This window comes from Gilliamella sp. B3127, from assembly GCF_026536935.1.
Taxonomy (GTDB): domain Bacteria; phylum Pseudomonadota; class Gammaproteobacteria; order Enterobacterales; family Orbaceae; genus Gilliamella; species Gilliamella apicola_E.
In genome coordinates, this window is record NZ_JAFNNI010000003.1 from 46,008 (window position 1) to 62,938 (window position 16,931).

The window sequence follows — 16,931 nt, forward strand, 5'->3', positions numbered from 1 at the left end:
AATTATATTTAAAATATAAGGTTATTTATCGAGTTGTAGTGCAATATAAAGCAGTACACGATCATCAAATTTCGATAAATCTAATCCAGTCAGTTTGGCAATATTATTCAATCTATACTCAAGTGTATTGCGATGTATAAATAGATTTTTGGCAGTATTGCTATTGTGCAAGTTATTAAAAAACCAAGTTTCAAGCGTGTTTTGCAATAAACCATTTGTATCAGATGCTTTTAATTTATTTAAAGGGGAAAGTAATTCTTCAGCTTGCCAATCTTGATTTAAACCATCTAATAAAACCGGTAAGATAAGATCTTGATAATAGTAGTTACGGCATTCTGGTAATCTTTTTTTACCGATTTCTAAAGCTGTTTTAGCTGTTTGATAAGATCTTGCTATTGTGTCGTTTCCCTGATGAAAATATTTCCCTAAAGATATTTTTATTGTAAATTGACTAAGCAATTTTGTATGGCTAACTAGCTTTTCTAGTTTTGTTTTATGTTCTGATAAATCCCATCGGTTAAACTTATTTAAAGCAGGAAGTAATATAACAATTTCGGTTAGTGACTTTATGGCCACGAGTTTGGTTAGTGTTTCGAGTTCATTTCGGATTTGCTGTAACTCCTCCATTGCTGTTTGAATTCCCAGCTGACCACTCTCGATTTCAATAATAACAGCAACATAAGCTAACGATAAGTCAATATTTAATTTTCGACTCCATTCATTTATATTTGAAAGCGTTTTATCAGATTGAATTACTGATAATATAAACTCTTCTTTTAATCGATTCTCTTGAGATTGTTGATTGAATGATAATGCTTGTTCCATTATCATCTCTGCTGTCATACTAACAAGTTCAGCAAATTGGATTATTTGTGCTGGTTCACCTGTTACGCCAATAACGCCAACAATTTCTTTTTTTATTTTTAATGGAAAATTAACACCAGGTTTAACACCTTTAAGTTTTTTTGCAGTTGGATTGTCAATGGTAACAACCCTGCCTTGTGATATTGCTAACACTGCACCTTCATGTAATTCGCCAATACGTTGTGTATCACCACTACCTATAATTTCACCATGATTATTCATTATATTGACATTACAGTTGATGATTTTCATAGTTTTATCAACAATATATTGAGCCAGTATTGGTGAGATGCTTTGCGATTTCATAGCGATAAACCTTATATTATTAACAAGTTCTAATTTATAACTTATTGATTCTAATTTTATTACTATAATTCTTGTTGAGATCGTGTTAAAACTTTTTAATTATAGCAGACTTTAGGTCTGTTACTTTAAGATTAAGATTTATTTATGTTTAATTAGATAATAATTGGGGAATAAAGAATAGCCTCTTTATTTCCCCATGCTTTTGTTTGTTAGTGTCTAAAAATGTTAAAGTTAAGTAATACTAATTAAGCGACCAATATTTTCACTGGTTCGTTCAATATTTTTGAATCCATCGGCCAATAAATCTTCAATCTTAGATAGAGATGGGATAATTCCAAAAATGGCATTAATTCCTTCTGGATAAAGTTCTTCGATGTTTTCACCAATCATTCCTGCTAATGCAATAACTGGAATATTGTGTTTTTTGGCAGTTTGTGCAACACCATAAGGCGTTTTTCCAAATTTGGTTTGAAAATCAATTCCACCTTCTCCTGTAAAACAAAAATCGGCACCAATTAATTGGTTTTCTAAATTACTATATTTGATAACAATATCGATGCCTTTTTCCATTTTACTATTGGTAAATGCCATTAATCCTGCCCCTAATCCGCCAGCAGCACCAGCACCAGGAATAGTCGCAACATCTTTATTTAACTGAGATTTTATGATTGATGCATAATGTTGTAAGTTCGCATCCAATTGTTCAACCATCTCAGGGGTTGCTCCTTTTTGTGGTCCAAATACTCTTGAAGCACCTTTTTCACCACAGAGTGGGTTGGTAACATCACTTGCAACAATAAATTCTACTCTATCAAGTTGAGGATTTACTTCAGACATATCAATTCTAGCTAAATTGCCTAATGCTCCTCCACCTTTAGGGAGTAGTTGGTTGTTTTTATCGTAAAGCTTTACGCCTAAGGCTTGTGCCATTCCGGCTCCACCATCATTTGTCGCGCTACCGCCAATACCCAAAATAATTTTTTTAATACCCTGTTTTAAGCAGGCAAGAATCAATTCACCTGTACCAAAGGTTGTAGTAATTAATGGATTACGTTGTTCTTTGGTAACAAGATGGATACCACTTGCTGAGGCCATTTCAATGACTGCAGTGGTGTTATCTCCTAGGATTCCATAATAAGCCATCACTTTGTTACCAAGTGGACCAGTAACTTCACAAGCATGTAAGGTTCCATTAGTCGCATCGACTAGTGATTGTGTTGTACCTTCACCACCATCGGCCATTGGGACATGAATATATTTGGCATCTGGAAATACCTTTTTTAAACCTGACTCCATTGCTTGACACACTTCCTTTGCTGTTAAGCTTTCTTTAAATGAGTCAGGAGCAAGAACAAATGTTTTCTGTTTCATAAAAATTACTCTTAATATTACATAATAAATTGATAGAAAATAATGGCAATAATTGTCATTGTTCCACCAACCATCGCTTCATATGGAATCAATTTCATACGTTGTTTAATTGTCATATTCATACTACCGCCAGTTACATGAAAGTAATTCCCTTGCGGTAATGAATCAATAACTGTTGCACCTGTATGCATCATAACAGCTGCACTAATAGCTGGTATTCCTAAATCTGTGATGGTTGAACCAAATGTACCTGTTGCTAAAATTACACCTGTTGAAGTTGATGCTGTAGCTGCTGCCATTAAGACACCTGAAATTGGTGATAAGTAATAACCAGAAATTCCCATTGAATCAATGATATTGATAACTTGAGCTGCTAGGTTTGATGAACCAATCAAACCTGCAATAGCACCAGCACCGACAAGAATAAGTACTGTTGGTGTCATTTTTTCAATCCCAGATTTGGTATACATTGCAATGTTACGATGTTGTCCCATTGCTAACATGCCGATGATCCCTGCTACAGGAAGTACATATAATGCATCAATCTTTAAATTAGCTAGTGCTTCAATATGGAAAATATTGCCTATAGGGCTAATCATTAATAGAAGGATTGCTGTTACAGGAGCAACGATTGCTTTACCTAATGATGGATTTTTATTTTTCTGTTCAGCATCATTTTTTTGTAATGCAACGACTTCGTCGTTAGCAATTTTATCTCCTTTATTTTTTATCAATGAAGCGATAACGACAGTTGCAATTAAACCAAATAGAGCAGGAATAAAACCTGCTATCATCACATCACTTAAGCTTAAATTGAAACCATTAGCAACAGCGATGGTATTTGGGTTAGGTGATATAATATTCCCAGCTTTACCACCACCAGAAAGCGCTAATAATAAGGCTAATCGAGAAATTCCCATTTTATTACCAACTGATAAAGCAATAGGTGCAACGATTAATACAGCAACTGGAATAAATACGCCTGATGCAGTAATAATACCTGTTGCTAATGCTAAAGCGAGTAATGCTTTTTTCTCACCTAATTTTCTAACAACAGCTTGAGCAATAGTTTCCGCTGCGCCTGATTCCATCATTACCCCTGCTAGAATACCCGCAGCTAATACTCTAATCACCGTGCCCATAATACTTTGCGTGCCAGTAGTTAAAATCGTGACAGTTTGTATTAGATTTGCTCCACCAATGAAAGCACCAATTATCGCCCCAAAAAATAGCGAATAGACTGGGTTTATTCCACGTAATATAAGAAAAATTGCAAGAAAAAGTCCTATTATAGCTCCATACCAACTAATGAGTTCAGTCATTTAAATTTTCCTCATGTTTTTATGACTATTAAAAAATATTGCGCTAATTTTATTATCGAATTAGTTTGCTATCTATGTGGTTTTGCACAAATGTGAGCTATAAAAACAAAAAAATATTGGGCTTTATAATAGCGTTATGTGATCTTCATCACAAATTTAGTGCGTTTTACATATCTAATTTTATAAAAATCTTGGTCAACAGCTTAATTAAAATTAGGCGATAAAATTAGATTTGAGAAATTTTTGTTTCTTATTGTGATTTTTCTGTTTCTTATTGTAAATACAATTAATTTGCCAATCCTATAGCTAAAGCGTAAAATGCCCATCCTATTTTGCTTAACCTATTACCTTATAGGGTAATACTGACTTGAAATCAGAGGCATTTTTTTATGACAAATTTATATTCAAAACCAGAATTACTTTCTCCTGCTGGTTCGCTTAAAAATATGCGATACGCTTTTGCCTATGGGGCAGATGCAGTTTATGCTGGTCAACCACGCTATAGTTTGCGTGTTCGAAATAATGAATTCAATCATGAAAATTTAGCGATTGGAATTAATGAAGCACATGCACAAGGCAAAAAATTTTATGTAGTTGTAAATATAGCTCCCCATAATTCAAAGCTGAAAACCTTTATTCGAGATTTAGAGCCTATAGTAAATATGAAGCCTGATGCTTTTATCATGTCTGATCCTGGCTTAATTATGTTGGTACGTGAGCATTTTCCTGAAATGGAAATTCATTTGTCTGTACAATCAAACGCCGTTAACTGGGCAACGGTAAAGTTTTGGCACAATATTGGATTAACCCGCGTTGTATTATCACGAGAGTTGTCTCTTGATGAAATAAAAGAAATTCGTGAAAAAGTACCCGAGATGGAACTTGAAGTTTTTATTCATGGTGCGCTTTGTATGGCTTATTCCGGACGATGCTTATTATCTGGTTATATTAACAAACGAGACTCTAACCAAGGAACTTGTACCAATGCTTGTCGTTGGGAATATAAAGTGTCCGAAGGTAAGGAGGACGAAGTAGGGCAGATAGTACACAAATATGAACCAATTCCTGTAAAGCAAATTGAACCCACTTTGGGCATTGGCACAACAACAGATCAAGTCTTTATGTTAAAAGAATCAGGTCGTCCTGGCGAATATATGCAAGCTTTTGAAGATGAACATGGAACTTATATCATGAATTCCAAAGATTTAAGAGCGGTTGAATTAGTTGAAGATTTGACGAAAATTGGCGTACATTCATTAAAAATTGAAGGGCGGACAAAATCCTTTTATTACTGCGCTAGAACCGCTCAGGTTTATCGTCAAGCTATTGATGCAGCGAGTGAAGGTAAGCCATTTGATCCTCGTTTATTAACTGAACTTGATTCACTCGCTCATCGAGGATACACCGAAGGCTTTTTGCGTCGTCATAAACATGAAGATATGCAGAACTATGTTCATAGCCATTCAGTGTCAGATAGACAACAGTTTGTTGGTGAGTTTAGTGGTCAACGTTTAAATGGATTAGCTGAAATTATTGTGAAAAATAAATTTTCAGTAGGTGATAGTGTTGAGATGATGACACCAAAAGGTAACACAACGTTCATTATTGAACGAATGGAAAATAAAAAAGGCCAACCTGTTCCTGCTGGACTCGGTGATGGCCATATTGTTTATATTCCGGTAGCTGAAGATATCGATTTAAATTATGCGCTTTTAATGCGTAATTTTGATTAGTCCATCTCTATTTAGCTAACTGTTTGAATTTATAAACAGTTAGCTAATATCATTATTGACGGATTAAATCTTCACCATAACCAATCCATTTATAAGTTGTTAATGCTTCTAGACCCATTGGCCCTCTGGCATGTAATTTTTGAGTACTGACAGCAACTTCGGCACCTAAACCAAATTGTGCGCCATCAGTAAATCGAGTTGATGCATTAACATAAACTGCAGCCGCATCAACTAGCTTAATGAATTGCTCTGCATTAAGTAGACTTCGAGTTAGAATGGCTTCTGAATGGCCACTTCCATATTCCCGAATATGTTCAACTGCTAATTCAAGTGAATCAACAATCACTATGTTCAGATCTTTGGAAAGCCACTCTTGTCTAAGTTCGTCATCTTCTACTGGAAATAGATTTGCTACGCCTGAATTTAAAATTTTATAAGCATCAGGATCAGCATGTAATATGACGTGATTATCAGCCATAATTTGACTAAGTTTAGGCAGAAAAGTATTTGCAATTTCAGTATGTATGAGTAATGTTTCTACAGAGTTACATGTACTTGGTCGTTGAGTTTTCGCATTTAGAATGATTGAAAAAGCTGCGTCAAAATCTGCACTTTCATCGACAAAGATATGGCAAACTCCAATACCGCCAGTTATGACCGGAATGGTTGAATGTTCACGGCAAAGTTTATGTAGAGCCTCACCGCCTCGAGGAATAATCATATCCACATATTTATCAAGTTTGAGTAACTCAGTGATATATTTACGATCAGGATTATCGATTGATTGAATAGCAGTTTCAGGTAAGCCGGCTTGATTTAATGCTTGTTGAATAATGGATATGATAGCCGCATTAGTATTAACCGTTTCTTTTCCACCACGAAGTATTGCTGCATTACCTGTTTTTAAACAAAGAGCAGCAATATCTATAGTAACATTAGGGCGGGCTTCATATATTACACCAATTACACCCAGCGGAACTCGGTGACGTTGTAACTTTAATCCGTTCTCTAAAACTGACCCATCGATAGTTTGCCCAATAGGATCGGTTAAGGAGACAACTTTGCGAACATCATTAGCAATAGAGGATAGTCGCTCTGGAGTTAATAATAAACGATCAAGCATTGCTTCACTCAATCCTTGATTTTTTGCTATAGCAATATCTTTTTGATTCGCCTCTAAAATGCTTTGAGAGCTTTGCTCCAATAAATCAGCAATACTAATTAAAGCCTGATTTTTGATTTTAGTTGGGCATTGTGCTAATTGATATGAGGCTTGTTTTGCTAACTTTCCAATTTGGTTTATCATTGCTTAACCTTAATAGATTTTACTCACAACTGTGTTTGACAGAATACAGATTCTCTAAAAAATAATTTATCTAATGATATTATACATCCCACTCTAATTCTTATTTATAAAACTTATAGAATAAATAATAGAGCTAAAGAGGTATGAGCTGTCACCTTAAACAAATTTTGCTAATAGGAATCAATTTATTCCAACAATAATGTATTTTTCAGGCGATTGTCAATTATGAAGCTTAAAAGCAAGCTGAGATATATTCGATAACTTGAGTTGTATAGTGAATTCTAGTAAACAATTAATACACCTAACCAGTTGACTATTACGCCACCTATAGCTAGTTCCATTTAACCTCCTTATTATTTGATAATCATATCATTCCGATGTACGGCTACAGATCCATATTCATAGCCAATAATTTGACTAATTTCTTGTGAGTGATGTCCTGCTATTTGTTTTAGCGCATCACTATTATAACGGCTTACACCTCGTGCGATTTGTTTTCCTGACTTATCACAGATATTTATTACTTCTCCCCGCGAAAAATCTTTTTCAACCGCTATAATTCCTTTTGGTAAGAGCGAACTACCATTATTCAAAATAGCATTTATAGCACCATCATCAACTAACACCTTTCCTGCATTAGGTGCACCATATAGCCAATGTTTACGATGCTCTAATGGGGTTTTCTGTGGTAAAAAACGCGTGCCTACCGATTGATTATTGACTGCATCAATAATTACATTTTCTTTATTCCCAGCTGCAATTATTACTTCTATTCCTGCACTACCTGCTACTTCAGCTGCTTGAATTTTTGTGCTCATACCACCGGTTCCCAGCCCTGAAACACTATCACCAGCTATGTTTCGTAAACTTTCATCAATATGAGAAACTTCTTTTATTAATTGAGCATTAGTATCAGATCTTGGGTCGGCAGTATATAATCCTTCAATATCTGTCAGTAATATGAGTTTATCTGCTTCTGCTAAAATTGCCGCTAGTGCTGATAGGTTATCATTATCACCCACTTTAATTTCGGCTGTAGCTACGGCGTCATTCTCATTGATGACCGGCACAATATGATTATCTAGCATCGCTTTTAGAACATCTTGTGCATTTAAAAAGCGTTCACGATCTTCTAAGTCAGCTCGTGTCAGTAACATTTGTCCAATAAAAATTTTATATATTGAAAACAGCTGTTCCCAAAGCTGGATAAGTTTACTTTGTCCAACAGAAGCAAGTAATTGTTTTGATGCAACAGTATTTGGAAGGTTAGGGAAGTTTAGATACTCTCGACCAGCAGCAATTGCTCCCGATGTAACTATAATAATTTTGTGACCAATTTGATGTAAATAAGAGCATTGCCGAATCAGTTCAACTATTCGAGCGCGATCTAACTGTTTAGTTCCACCAGTTAAAACACTGGTACCTAACTTAATAACGACAGTTTGCTTTTTTTTATTAGTCATAGCAATAATCTTATTTAAATCATCTCTTACAAAATAGATTCCATCCATTTAACTGATTGAGTTAAGGCATTTTGTAAGCCTTTTTGTAATGGTGTTTTAGGAATAGTCACAATTTTGCATTGCTTTGAAGATTGAATTAATTTTGCTTCAGTTAAATTACTTAACTTATCATCTTCAAAGATGACATTCATAATTGGCACAGGACAAGAATGAGTTAATAATCCCTGGTTTTTTAGAGAAAAGTAATTTAATTCAGCAGCTAACTGCTGATTTGAAACTGATGTTAAACCTAATCGACAAGCTAGCATATCCTTATAACAATTTGGTAGATTTTGTTGTAAGGTTTTATCAACAAATATTTGATGTACAAAAGGTGTAAAGTTGAAAAGTCCTTTTATTTTATTTGGCATTAAATAAGCAAGACGTGTAGCAATGTGTGAACCAAAACGGAATCCTGCCACAATTACACGATTGCTATCAACCCAAGGTACTGTCGCTAGCTGTTCAATTATAGCTTGATGAATTTGGCTACTATTTTGTGTTAATACAAAATTTCGACTAAAGCCCACTGTTGGCAAATCTACTGTTAGCATTGCAAAACCTTGTGGCGCTAGGTATTCACTAAAGTAGCGATAATAGTCGATTTGTAAATTACCTAATGCATTACAGACTAACACGACAGGGCATACGCCATCACAGTTCTTAGGTAAATGTAAAATTGCTTTAACACTGCGATTTTCAACTTTAAATTCTATCTGTTTTGTCGTGTAAGGCGAAAACTCAAGTGCTTTTATATAAGATTGATATGCACAAGTTTGTGCATACATGGCAAGCTCATCATTTTTAAAATGAGGATAGCTAGCAATACTAGCAAATTCACTCGCAATTAAATAATCTTGATGTAAGTTATTTTTTGCTTCTTCAGATAAGTCAGATTGATCTATTGAATCCGCTTTAGCTTGCCATTTTGCAGCTTGATTTAAAAACTCATAAATCCAATTGCCAGGTTGATAACCAATAACCGAATCTAACCACTTTTCATTGGTATGACGTTTAGTCGAAATTGCGATTTGCGATAAAACTTCTTCGATTTCCAATTTCGGTAAGCCACGCCAAAACCATAGGATAGGATTAATGATTCGGTACCATTTTGAATCTACTTCACCATCAAATGGACTAATACTGCTACCATCGCTACTATCTAACCGATTGATTAGCGATGATGTTTCAGGATAATCATATTGTGGTTTAAATATCTTTTCAGAAAGGTTTTCAGTCATAGCAACCTTATTAAATTAATTATTAATGATCACTAAGTGGCTTAACAAACATAACGCCAGTATCCCATGGCTGTTCGATCCAAGTATCTTGAGCGATATCGACAACATAATCATCAACTAATGGTTTGCCAGCAGGTTTAGCAAAAATAGTTACAAAGTGAGCCTTTGGATACATTTCACGAATAGTATGAGCTGTGCTTCCGGTATCAACTAAATCGTCAACAACAATAAAGCCTTCGCCATCACCTTTCGCTTCTTTTAAAATTAGTTTTTCACGTTGATGATCGTGGTCATAACTTGAAATACAAACGGTATCGACATAACGAATGCTAAGTTCACGAGCTAGAATAGCCGCAGGAACTAAGCCTCCACGACTAACGGCAATGATGCCTTTCCATTGTTTGGCGGGTAATAATCTTTCAGAAAGTTGACGACCATAAGCTTGAAGCATTTCCCAAGTAACGTTGAATTTTTTCTTTTCAGCGATGAGCTCTGCTTTATGCTGTTTTTTGGCTTTGATTTCTTCTTCTGTTAAAGTTTGTTCTATTGACATGTGTAACCTGCAATTTTAATCGAATAAACGAATTTAATAAATTAATATTAATGGACTTGAAATAGATGTAAAATTGCACCTTATTATAGAGTGATTAGATAAAAAAAACCACTGATTAATTTGTTACCTAGCTAATACTGAGGATAAATTATGCTATCAACCCTAAATCCAAAATTTGTTTGGCAGATTTTTAATGATATTTGTAACATTCCCCATCCTTCTCATCATGAACAAATGATAACCAAATATATTGTCGATTTTGCAGCAACTCATCACATTGATTGTCAGCTTGATAAAACTGGAAACATTTTATTGAGCAAAACCGCAACTAAAGGTATGGAAAATTGCCCATCTATTGCTTTACAAGCCCATATGGATATGGTTCCTCAAAAAAACGAAGGTACAGAGCATGATTTTCTAATTGATCCAATCCAAACTTATATAGACGATGAATGGGTTAAAGCAAAAGGTACAACATTAGGTGCTGACAATGGTGTAGGGCTTGCATCTGCTCTAGCTGTATTAATTGATCCATCTGTCGAACACGGTCCTCTTGAAGTTTTAGTTACGACTTCTGAAGAGACTGGTATGCATGGTGCTTTTGGTCTTCAACCTAATTGGTTAAAAAGCCGTTATCTCATCAATACTGATTCTGAAGATGAAGGTGAGATATTTACTGGTTGTGCAGGCGGTATAGACTTCTCAATGAATTTTACAATTACATACGCGGTTATGCCGGAGATTCACGATTGCTATGTACAACTTTCTCTAAAAGGTTTGAAAGGTGGACATTCAGGTTGTGATATTCATCTTGGACGAGGGAATGCCATAAAATTAATGGCAAGATTGTTAGCTCAATACGCACAAGATATCTCATTTAGATTAGCTGACATTCGAGGCGGTTCATTACGTAATGCAATCCCTCGTGAAGCTTTTGCTGAATTAACTTTAAGCAAGCAAGATTTGCCTAAGTTAGAAGCAATTGTTAAACAATATCAATCTGTATTACAAAATGAATTTAGACAGATTGAACCAGATATTGAATTAACTTTAAAAGAAGTGAAAACGGATAAAGTTAAAAGAGTTATCGCGATTGATCAACAAAACAAAATCATCAATATTTTAAACACTGCGCCTAATGGTGTTGTCAGCATGAGCAAAGAGATCCATGGTGTGGTCGAAACTTCTTTAAATCTAGGCATTGTCAATATTAGTGACAATCAGTTAAGTGTAAACTTTTTAATTCGTTCTCAAGTTGATAGCGCGAAGGATGCAGTTGTTTCAACCTTAATATCATTAAGCCAATTAGTAAATGCCAATTATGAAATCAGTGGTGGTTATTCAGGTTGGGAACCTAATTTGAATTCTAGACTACTACAATTAGCTAAAGATAAGTACCTAGAGATTTTTTCAAAGCAAGCAAAAATTATGGTGATCCATGCTGGTTTAGAATGTGGTTTATTTAAACAGTCTTATCCATATATGGATATGATTTCAATTGGACCAACTATAGTTTCACCTCATTCACCTGATGAAAAAGTTAATATTCATAGTGTATATCGTTATTGGGAATTATTAATTGCGATCTTAAAATCGGCTTGTTATTTGAAATAAAAATTGCGGTTCCTCCTCCTGATTGATTAGAGAGGAGGAATCATCCGACTTATTTGCTTTACTAAAGATCGACTAACTTGAAAATAAATTCACTAAAAGTGAATAAAAATGCATTTTATGCTTGCTTTGTTTTTTCAGAAAGCCTACTATACTACCAAAAAAAACTTAGTGATAGATAAGGAAAGGTATGTTAAAAGCAATAGTTGTCGGAGCAAGTGGTTATGCAGGCGCAAAACTTGCATATTATTTAACAAAGCATCCAAATATTGAGTTAGTCGCATTAACCGTATCTGAAAATAGTCGTGATGGTGGAAAGTTAATCTCGGACTATGATTTATATCCTCAATTGAAAGGTGTAGTTGATCTCCCCTTAATTGCAACCGCCGACTATTCATCTCTCATTCATGATGTTGATATTGTTTTTTTAGCAACAGAACATTCAGTTAGTCACGATATCGCACCTTATTTTTTAGACAAAGGATGCACAGTATTCGACTTATCTGGCGCATTTCGTGTCAATTCATCCTCTTTTTATACTCAATTTTATGGTTTTGAACATCAACATAAACAGTGGCTTGAGAAGGCCGTTTATGGATTAGCTGAATGGAATTATGAGGCTATAAAACAAGCTCAGTTGATTGCAGTTCCTGGTTGTTATCCAACAGCATCCCAACTGCCATTAAAACCGTTGATTGAAGAAGATTTGTTAGACAAAAGTCAATGGCCTATTATCAATGCTGTAAGTGGTGTAAGTGGCGCTGGACGAAAACCTTCGACTAACAATTTATTTTGTGAAGTGAGTTTACATGCTTATGGCTTATTTACACATCGTCATCAACCTGAAATTGCAACACACTTAGGCCAAGAAGTTATCTTTACGCCTCACCTAGGATGTTTCAAACAAGGCATTCATGCCACTATTACCTGTATGGTAAAGAAAGGCGTAACATCTGATGATATTCGTAACGCATTAAATAAATATTATCAAAATAAACCGTTAATTAGGGTTTACCAAAAACATTGGCCAGCATTAAAATCAGTAATAGATCTGCCATATTGCGATATTGGTTTTGTACTAAAAGGGCAACATTTGATTTTAATTTCAGTCGAAGATAATTTATTAAAAGGTGCAGCAGCACAAGCGGTACAGTGTATGAATATTCGATTTGGCTTTGATGAAACTACAGCCTTATTATAAATACTCATTTGTTAATAATATTAATCAAGTGACTTTGTTTAAATGGATAGGGAATAAAAATGAAACCATTAATTATTAAGTTTGGCGGTGTATTACTCGATAACAAAGATGCGTTAAGTAAATTATTCATTATTATTAGCGAATATAAAAAGAATTATAATAGGCCTTTAATTATTGTTCATGGTGGTGGTAGTGTTGTTGACGCCTTAATGGATCGTCTTTCATTACCGGTAGTACGACGCAATGGTTTACGCGTTACACCCGCAGACCAGATTGATGTGATTGTAGGCAGTCTTGCAGGTAGTGCCAATACTACAATATTGTCAGAGGCAAAAAAATTACAAATATCAAGTATCGGACTCTGCTTAGCAGATGGTGATAGTGTCAAGGTTAAACAAATTTCTGAAGAGTTAGGGTATGTAGGAGAAGCTGAAATAGGTGATCCAACCTTAATCAATTTACTGCTTAATAATGGTTATTTACCAATTGTTAGTTCAATTGGCATTACTGATCAAGGCAAGATGATGAATGTGAATGCCGATCATGCAGCCGTTGCACTCGCAAAAACAATAGATGCAGATTTAATTTTATTATCTGATGTTTCCGGTGTTTTAGATGCTAACAAACAACGAATTGAATCATTAACGCAAGCAGAAGCTGATCACTTGATCGCACAAGGCATTATTACTGATGGCATGATTGTCAAAGTCAATTCGGCATTCGAAGCAGCAAAAACGCTTGGGCGACCAATTGATATAGCTAGTTGGAAAGAATCCGACAAACTTATTGAATTATTTAATGGAAAATCAGGAATAACAGGTACAAGAATTATTGCTTAAATATAAATCAGTTAGTATATTATTTGAGTATATTTTTTATTAAATATACTTAATTTAATCTTTAAATCATTTATTTTTTCGTCAGTAAATTTAAGAAAGGGTATAACATGAAAAAAAGTGCAACAAAAAAGGTGGTTTTAGCCTATTCAGGTGGATTAGATACATCAGCTATTATTCCATGGCTAAAAGAAAATTATGGCGGTTGTGAAGTTTACGCTCTAGTCGCTAACGTTGGTCAAGATCCTAAAGAGCTAAAAGATGTTGAGAAAAAAGCGAAAGCATCTGGAGCAGTAGCTTGTAAAGTTGTCGATTTACGAGAAGAATTTGTTAAAGATTATGTTTACCCTGTTTTAAAAACTGGCGCTTTATATGAAGGAACTTATTATCTTGGAACTTCAATGGCTCGCCCAATTATTGCTAAAGCCCAAGTTGAATATGCATTAGAAGTTGGTGCCGATACCCTTTGTCATGGAGCAACAGGTAAAGGTAATGACCAAGTTCGCTTCGAAACAACTTATACAGCTCTAGCACCACAACTTAAAGTTATTGCACCTTGGCGTGAATGGGATTTACGTTCGCGTGAAGCTTTAATTGATTACTTAAAAGTACGAAAAATTCCAACAACTGCAACCGTTGAAAAAATCTATAGTCGTGATGAAAATGCTTGGCACATCTCTACCGAGGGTGGTGTACTTGAAAGCACTTGGAATCAAGCCAACGCGGATTGTTGGGCATGGACTGTCTCACCAGAAGATGCACCCAATAAACCAGAACTTGTTACCATTGGTATAGAAAAAGGTGAAGTTGTTTCTGTTAATGGTAAAAAACTCTCTCCATATAACTGCGTAGCAACACTCAATAAAATTGGTGCTAAACATGGTGTTGGTCGAGTTGATATCATTGAAAATCGTTTGGTGGGTATCAAATCTCGCGGTTGTTATGAAACCCCAGGTGGTACAATCATGATGACTGCATTACGTGGTTTAGAACAATTAATTTTAGATCGTGATAGCTTCAAATGGCGTGAACAACTTGGTTTAGAAATGGCATACGTTGTTTATGATGGTCGTTGGTTTGCACCATATCGTCGCTCAATTCAAGCCGCTGCTGATGTATTAGCAGAAGATATGACAGGTGAAGTTGTAGTTAAACTCTACAAAGGTAGTGCAACAGCAGTTCAGAAAAAATCACCAAATAGCTTATATAGTGAAGAATTTGCGACTTTTGGTGAGGATGAAGTCTATGACCACAGTCATGCAGGTGGATTTATTCGCTTATTCTCATTATCTTCACGCATTCGAGCTCTAAATGAAGGTAAGAAAAAACAACCAGCTAAAAAAGCTACAGTTAAAAAAGATACAGCTAAAAAAACTGAAAAAACAGTCAAAAAAGTAGCTAAAGCTGATGCTAAAGCGACAACCAAAGTTGCTCCAAAATCTAACGCAAAAGTGAAAGCGAAAGCGAAAGCCAAAGCTAAAAAGTAAGTTTTAATCACTTTTTACTTAGATATAAAACACAATATATACAGACTTTGGTCTGTATATATTTTTTATAGTATTATTGATTTATCATTATTAAAAAAGCGATCAAACTAAAATCGCTTAGGATTAAAAATTGAGGTAATTATGGCATTATGGGGTGGGCGTTTTAGCCAAGCAGCAGATCAACGATTTAAACATTTTAATGATTCTCTACGCTTTGACTATCGGCTTGCGGAGCAAGATATCATTGGATCAATTGCATGGTCTAAAGCTTTGGTCACTGTTGACGTTTTATCTTATGATGAACAAAAAAAATTAGAAAAAGCTTTAAATGAATTATTAGATTCAGTACGGCAAAACCCAGAACAGATTCTACAAAGTGATGCGGAAGATATTCACAGTTGGGTAGAGCAAAAACTTATCGGAAAAATCGGTGATTTAGGTAAAAAATTACATACTGGTCGTAGCCGTAACGATCAATCAACAACCGATCTAAAATTATGGTGTAAAGATGAAATCGCTCATCTTATCACAGCTATCAATGAACTCAGAAAACGCCTAGTGCTTACTGCTGAACAACATCAAGATGCCGTTATGCCTGGCTATACTCATCTACAACGCGCACAACCAGTCACTTTTGCTCATTGGTGTTTAGCGTATTATGAAATGCTAACACGTGATGAAAGCCGTTTACAAGATACACTTAAACGCTTGGATGTAAGCCCTTTAGGTTGTGGCGCTTTAGCTGGAACTGCTTATCCAATGGATCGCGATCAGCTAGCCGATTGGTTAGGTTTTGCAACAGCAACCAATAATAGTTTAGATTCGGTATCTGATAGAGATCATGTACTTGAATTACTCAATAATGCATCTATAGGAATGGTGCATTTATCTCGGTTTGCAGAAGATTTAATTATCTTCAATAGTGGTGAAGCAGATTTTGTTGAACTATCTGATCGTGTCACATCAGGATCATCATTAATGCCACAGAAAAAAAATCCTGATGCATTAGAACTTATTCGAGGAAAAATAGGGCGAGTTGTTGGTGCACTAACTGGCGCCATGATGACTTTTAAAGGTTTACCACTTGCTTACAATAAAGATCTACAGGAAGATAAAGAACATCTATTTGACGCACTTGATACTTGGCAAGAATGTTTAGACATGGCAACGTTAGTTCTTGAAGATATTAAAATCAATTACCAAAGTTGCCAAAATGCAGCTAAACAAGGCTACTCAAATGCAACAGAACTTGCTGATTATCTCGTTGCTAAAGGTATTCCATTTAGACAAGCTCATCACATTGTAGGTGAAGCCGTTGTTGGCGCGATAGCTAAGCAAAAAGCATTAGAAGAGTTAACGTTGGATGAATTAAAAGTCTATAGTGATGTTATTGAAGATGACGTTTATCCAATTTTATCACTCGAATCTTGCCTAGCTAAACGATCTGCTAAAGGAGGCGTATCGCCTAAACAAGTTAAATTGGCAATCGACAATGCTAAAAAACAGCTCTGTTTATAGTACTTTTTATTTTAAATACCGACTTTTGTCGGTATTTTTATGCTTCAAAAACCCCGTTCCTCAACTTTTTTTGATAAAAA

Annotated in this window: 12 protein-coding genes and 1 pseudogene; 6 read left to right on the plus strand and 7 right to left on the minus strand. The window is 35.1% G+C overall.

Annotation, left to right across the window (positions count from 1 at the left end; translation table 11 throughout):
- Positions 1-21 precede the first annotated feature (21 nt).
- The 3 genes from J3U00_RS06050 to J3U00_RS06060 all read right to left on the minus strand — a co-directional run bounded on the left by J3U00_RS06050 (position 22) and on the right by J3U00_RS06060 (position 3,863).
- Positions 22-1,170 (minus strand): sugar diacid recognition domain-containing protein, encoded by a 1,149-nt coding sequence (locus J3U00_RS06050; RefSeq protein WP_267331879.1) that lies wholly within the window; start codon positions 1,168-1,170, stop codon positions 22-24.
- 231 nt (positions 1,171-1,401) lie between these two features.
- Positions 1,402-2,541 carry a glycerate kinase gene (locus tag J3U00_RS06055; protein ID WP_267331880.1) on the minus strand — a complete coding sequence of 380 codons (1,140 nt, stop codon included), beginning with the start codon at positions 2,539-2,541 and terminating at the stop codon, positions 1,402-1,404.
- 17 nt (positions 2,542-2,558) lie between these two features.
- Positions 2,559-3,863, minus strand: coding sequence for a GntP family permease (locus J3U00_RS06060; protein WP_220225997.1), 1,305 nt, complete (start codon positions 3,861-3,863; stop codon positions 2,559-2,561).
- A gap of 389 nt (positions 3,864-4,252) precedes the next feature.
- On the opposite strand from J3U00_RS06060, the gene yegQ reads away from it, so the two are divergent.
- On the plus strand, positions 4,253-5,596 hold the full coding sequence (yegQ, locus tag J3U00_RS06065; RefSeq protein WP_267331881.1) for a tRNA 5-hydroxyuridine modification protein YegQ: 1,344 nt from the start codon (positions 4,253-4,255) through the stop codon (positions 5,594-5,596).
- A 52-nt stretch (positions 5,597-5,648) separates the two neighbouring features.
- Here the strand turns inward: yegQ and proA are convergent, their stop codons facing one another.
- From proA to gpt, 4 genes are all read right to left on the minus strand, one after another.
- A complete protein-coding gene (gene proA, locus J3U00_RS06070; RefSeq protein WP_267331882.1) occupies positions 5,649-6,902 on the minus strand; it encodes a glutamate-5-semialdehyde dehydrogenase in 1,254 nt (417 codons plus the stop codon).
- 353 nt (positions 6,903-7,255) lie between these two features.
- Entirely contained in the window at positions 7,256-8,365 is a 1,110-nt protein-coding gene (gene proB, locus J3U00_RS06075; RefSeq protein ID WP_065563543.1) for a glutamate 5-kinase, read from the minus strand.
- Positions 8,366-8,391: 26 nt separating this feature from the next.
- Positions 8,392-9,645, minus strand: a complete 1,254-nt coding sequence (gene frsA / locus J3U00_RS06080) for an esterase FrsA (RefSeq protein WP_267331883.1) — start codon at positions 9,643-9,645, stop codon at positions 8,392-8,394.
- A 22-nt stretch (positions 9,646-9,667) separates the two neighbouring features.
- Positions 9,668-10,198: a xanthine phosphoribosyltransferase gene (gpt, locus tag J3U00_RS06085; protein WP_081299561.1), complete on the minus strand. Its 531-nt coding sequence runs from the start codon at positions 10,196-10,198 to the stop codon at positions 9,668-9,670.
- A 150-nt stretch (positions 10,199-10,348) separates the two neighbouring features.
- Between gpt and J3U00_RS06090 the strand changes: the two genes are divergently transcribed.
- From J3U00_RS06090 to argH, 5 genes and pseudogenes are all read left to right on the plus strand, one after another.
- The gene (locus tag J3U00_RS06090; protein WP_267331884.1) at positions 10,349-11,812 is read left to right on the plus strand and encodes an aminoacyl-histidine dipeptidase; all 1,464 of its coding nucleotides are present in this window, start codon (positions 10,349-10,351) and stop codon (positions 11,810-11,812) included.
- Between the two features lie 187 nt (positions 11,813-11,999).
- Positions 12,000-13,010 carry an N-acetyl-gamma-glutamyl-phosphate reductase gene (gene argC / locus J3U00_RS06095; protein ID WP_065563515.1) on the plus strand — a complete coding sequence of 337 codons (1,011 nt, stop codon included), beginning with the start codon at positions 12,000-12,002 and terminating at the stop codon, positions 13,008-13,010.
- A gap of 59 nt (positions 13,011-13,069) precedes the next feature.
- A complete protein-coding gene (gene argB / locus J3U00_RS06100) occupies positions 13,070-13,849 on the plus strand; it encodes an acetylglutamate kinase (RefSeq protein ID WP_267331885.1) in 780 nt (259 codons plus the stop codon).
- 107 nt (positions 13,850-13,956) lie between these two features.
- Positions 13,957-15,174 (plus strand): annotated as a pseudogene (locus J3U00_RS06105) (argininosuccinate synthase); the annotation flags it as partial.
- 300 nt (positions 15,175-15,474) lie between these two features.
- Positions 15,475-16,851, plus strand: a complete 1,377-nt coding sequence (gene argH / locus J3U00_RS06110; RefSeq protein WP_267331887.1) for an argininosuccinate lyase — start codon at positions 15,475-15,477, stop codon at positions 16,849-16,851.
- Positions 16,852-16,931: the final 80 nt, after the last annotated feature.

Bases quoted from the DNA above. Each gene is read 5' to 3' on its own strand.
- gpt (WP_081299561.1), bottom strand. From the start codon at position 10,198: ATGTCAATAGAACAAACTTTAACAGAAGAAGAAATCAAAGCCAAAAAA.
- J3U00_RS06060 (WP_220225997.1), bottom strand. From the start codon at position 3,863: ATGACTGAACTCATTAGTTGGTATGGAGCTATAATAGGACTTTTTCTT.
- argB (WP_267331885.1), top strand. From the start codon at position 13,070: ATGAAACCATTAATTATTAAGTTTGGCGGTGTATTACTCGATAACAAA.
- J3U00_RS06090 (WP_267331884.1), top strand. From the start codon at position 10,349: ATGCTATCAACCCTAAATCCAAAATTTGTTTGGCAGATTTTTAATGAT.
- frsA (WP_267331883.1), bottom strand. From the start codon at position 9,645: ATGACTGAAAACCTTTCTGAAAAGATATTTAAACCACAATATGATTAT.
- J3U00_RS06050 (WP_267331879.1), bottom strand. From the start codon at position 1,170: ATGAAATCGCAAAGCATCTCACCAATACTGGCTCAATATATTGTTGAT.
- argH (WP_267331887.1), top strand. From the start codon at position 15,475: ATGGCATTATGGGGTGGGCGTTTTAGCCAAGCAGCAGATCAACGATTT.
- yegQ (WP_267331881.1), top strand. From the start codon at position 4,253: ATGACAAATTTATATTCAAAACCAGAATTACTTTCTCCTGCTGGTTCG.
- J3U00_RS06055 (WP_267331880.1), bottom strand. From the start codon at position 2,541: ATGAAACAGAAAACATTTGTTCTTGCTCCTGACTCATTTAAAGAAAGC.
- argC (WP_065563515.1), top strand. From the start codon at position 12,000: ATGTTAAAAGCAATAGTTGTCGGAGCAAGTGGTTATGCAGGCGCAAAA.
- proB (WP_065563543.1), bottom strand. From the start codon at position 8,365: ATGACTAATAAAAAAAAGCAAACTGTCGTTATTAAGTTAGGTACCAGT.
- proA (WP_267331882.1), bottom strand. From the start codon at position 6,902: ATGATAAACCAAATTGGAAAGTTAGCAAAACAAGCCTCATATCAATTA.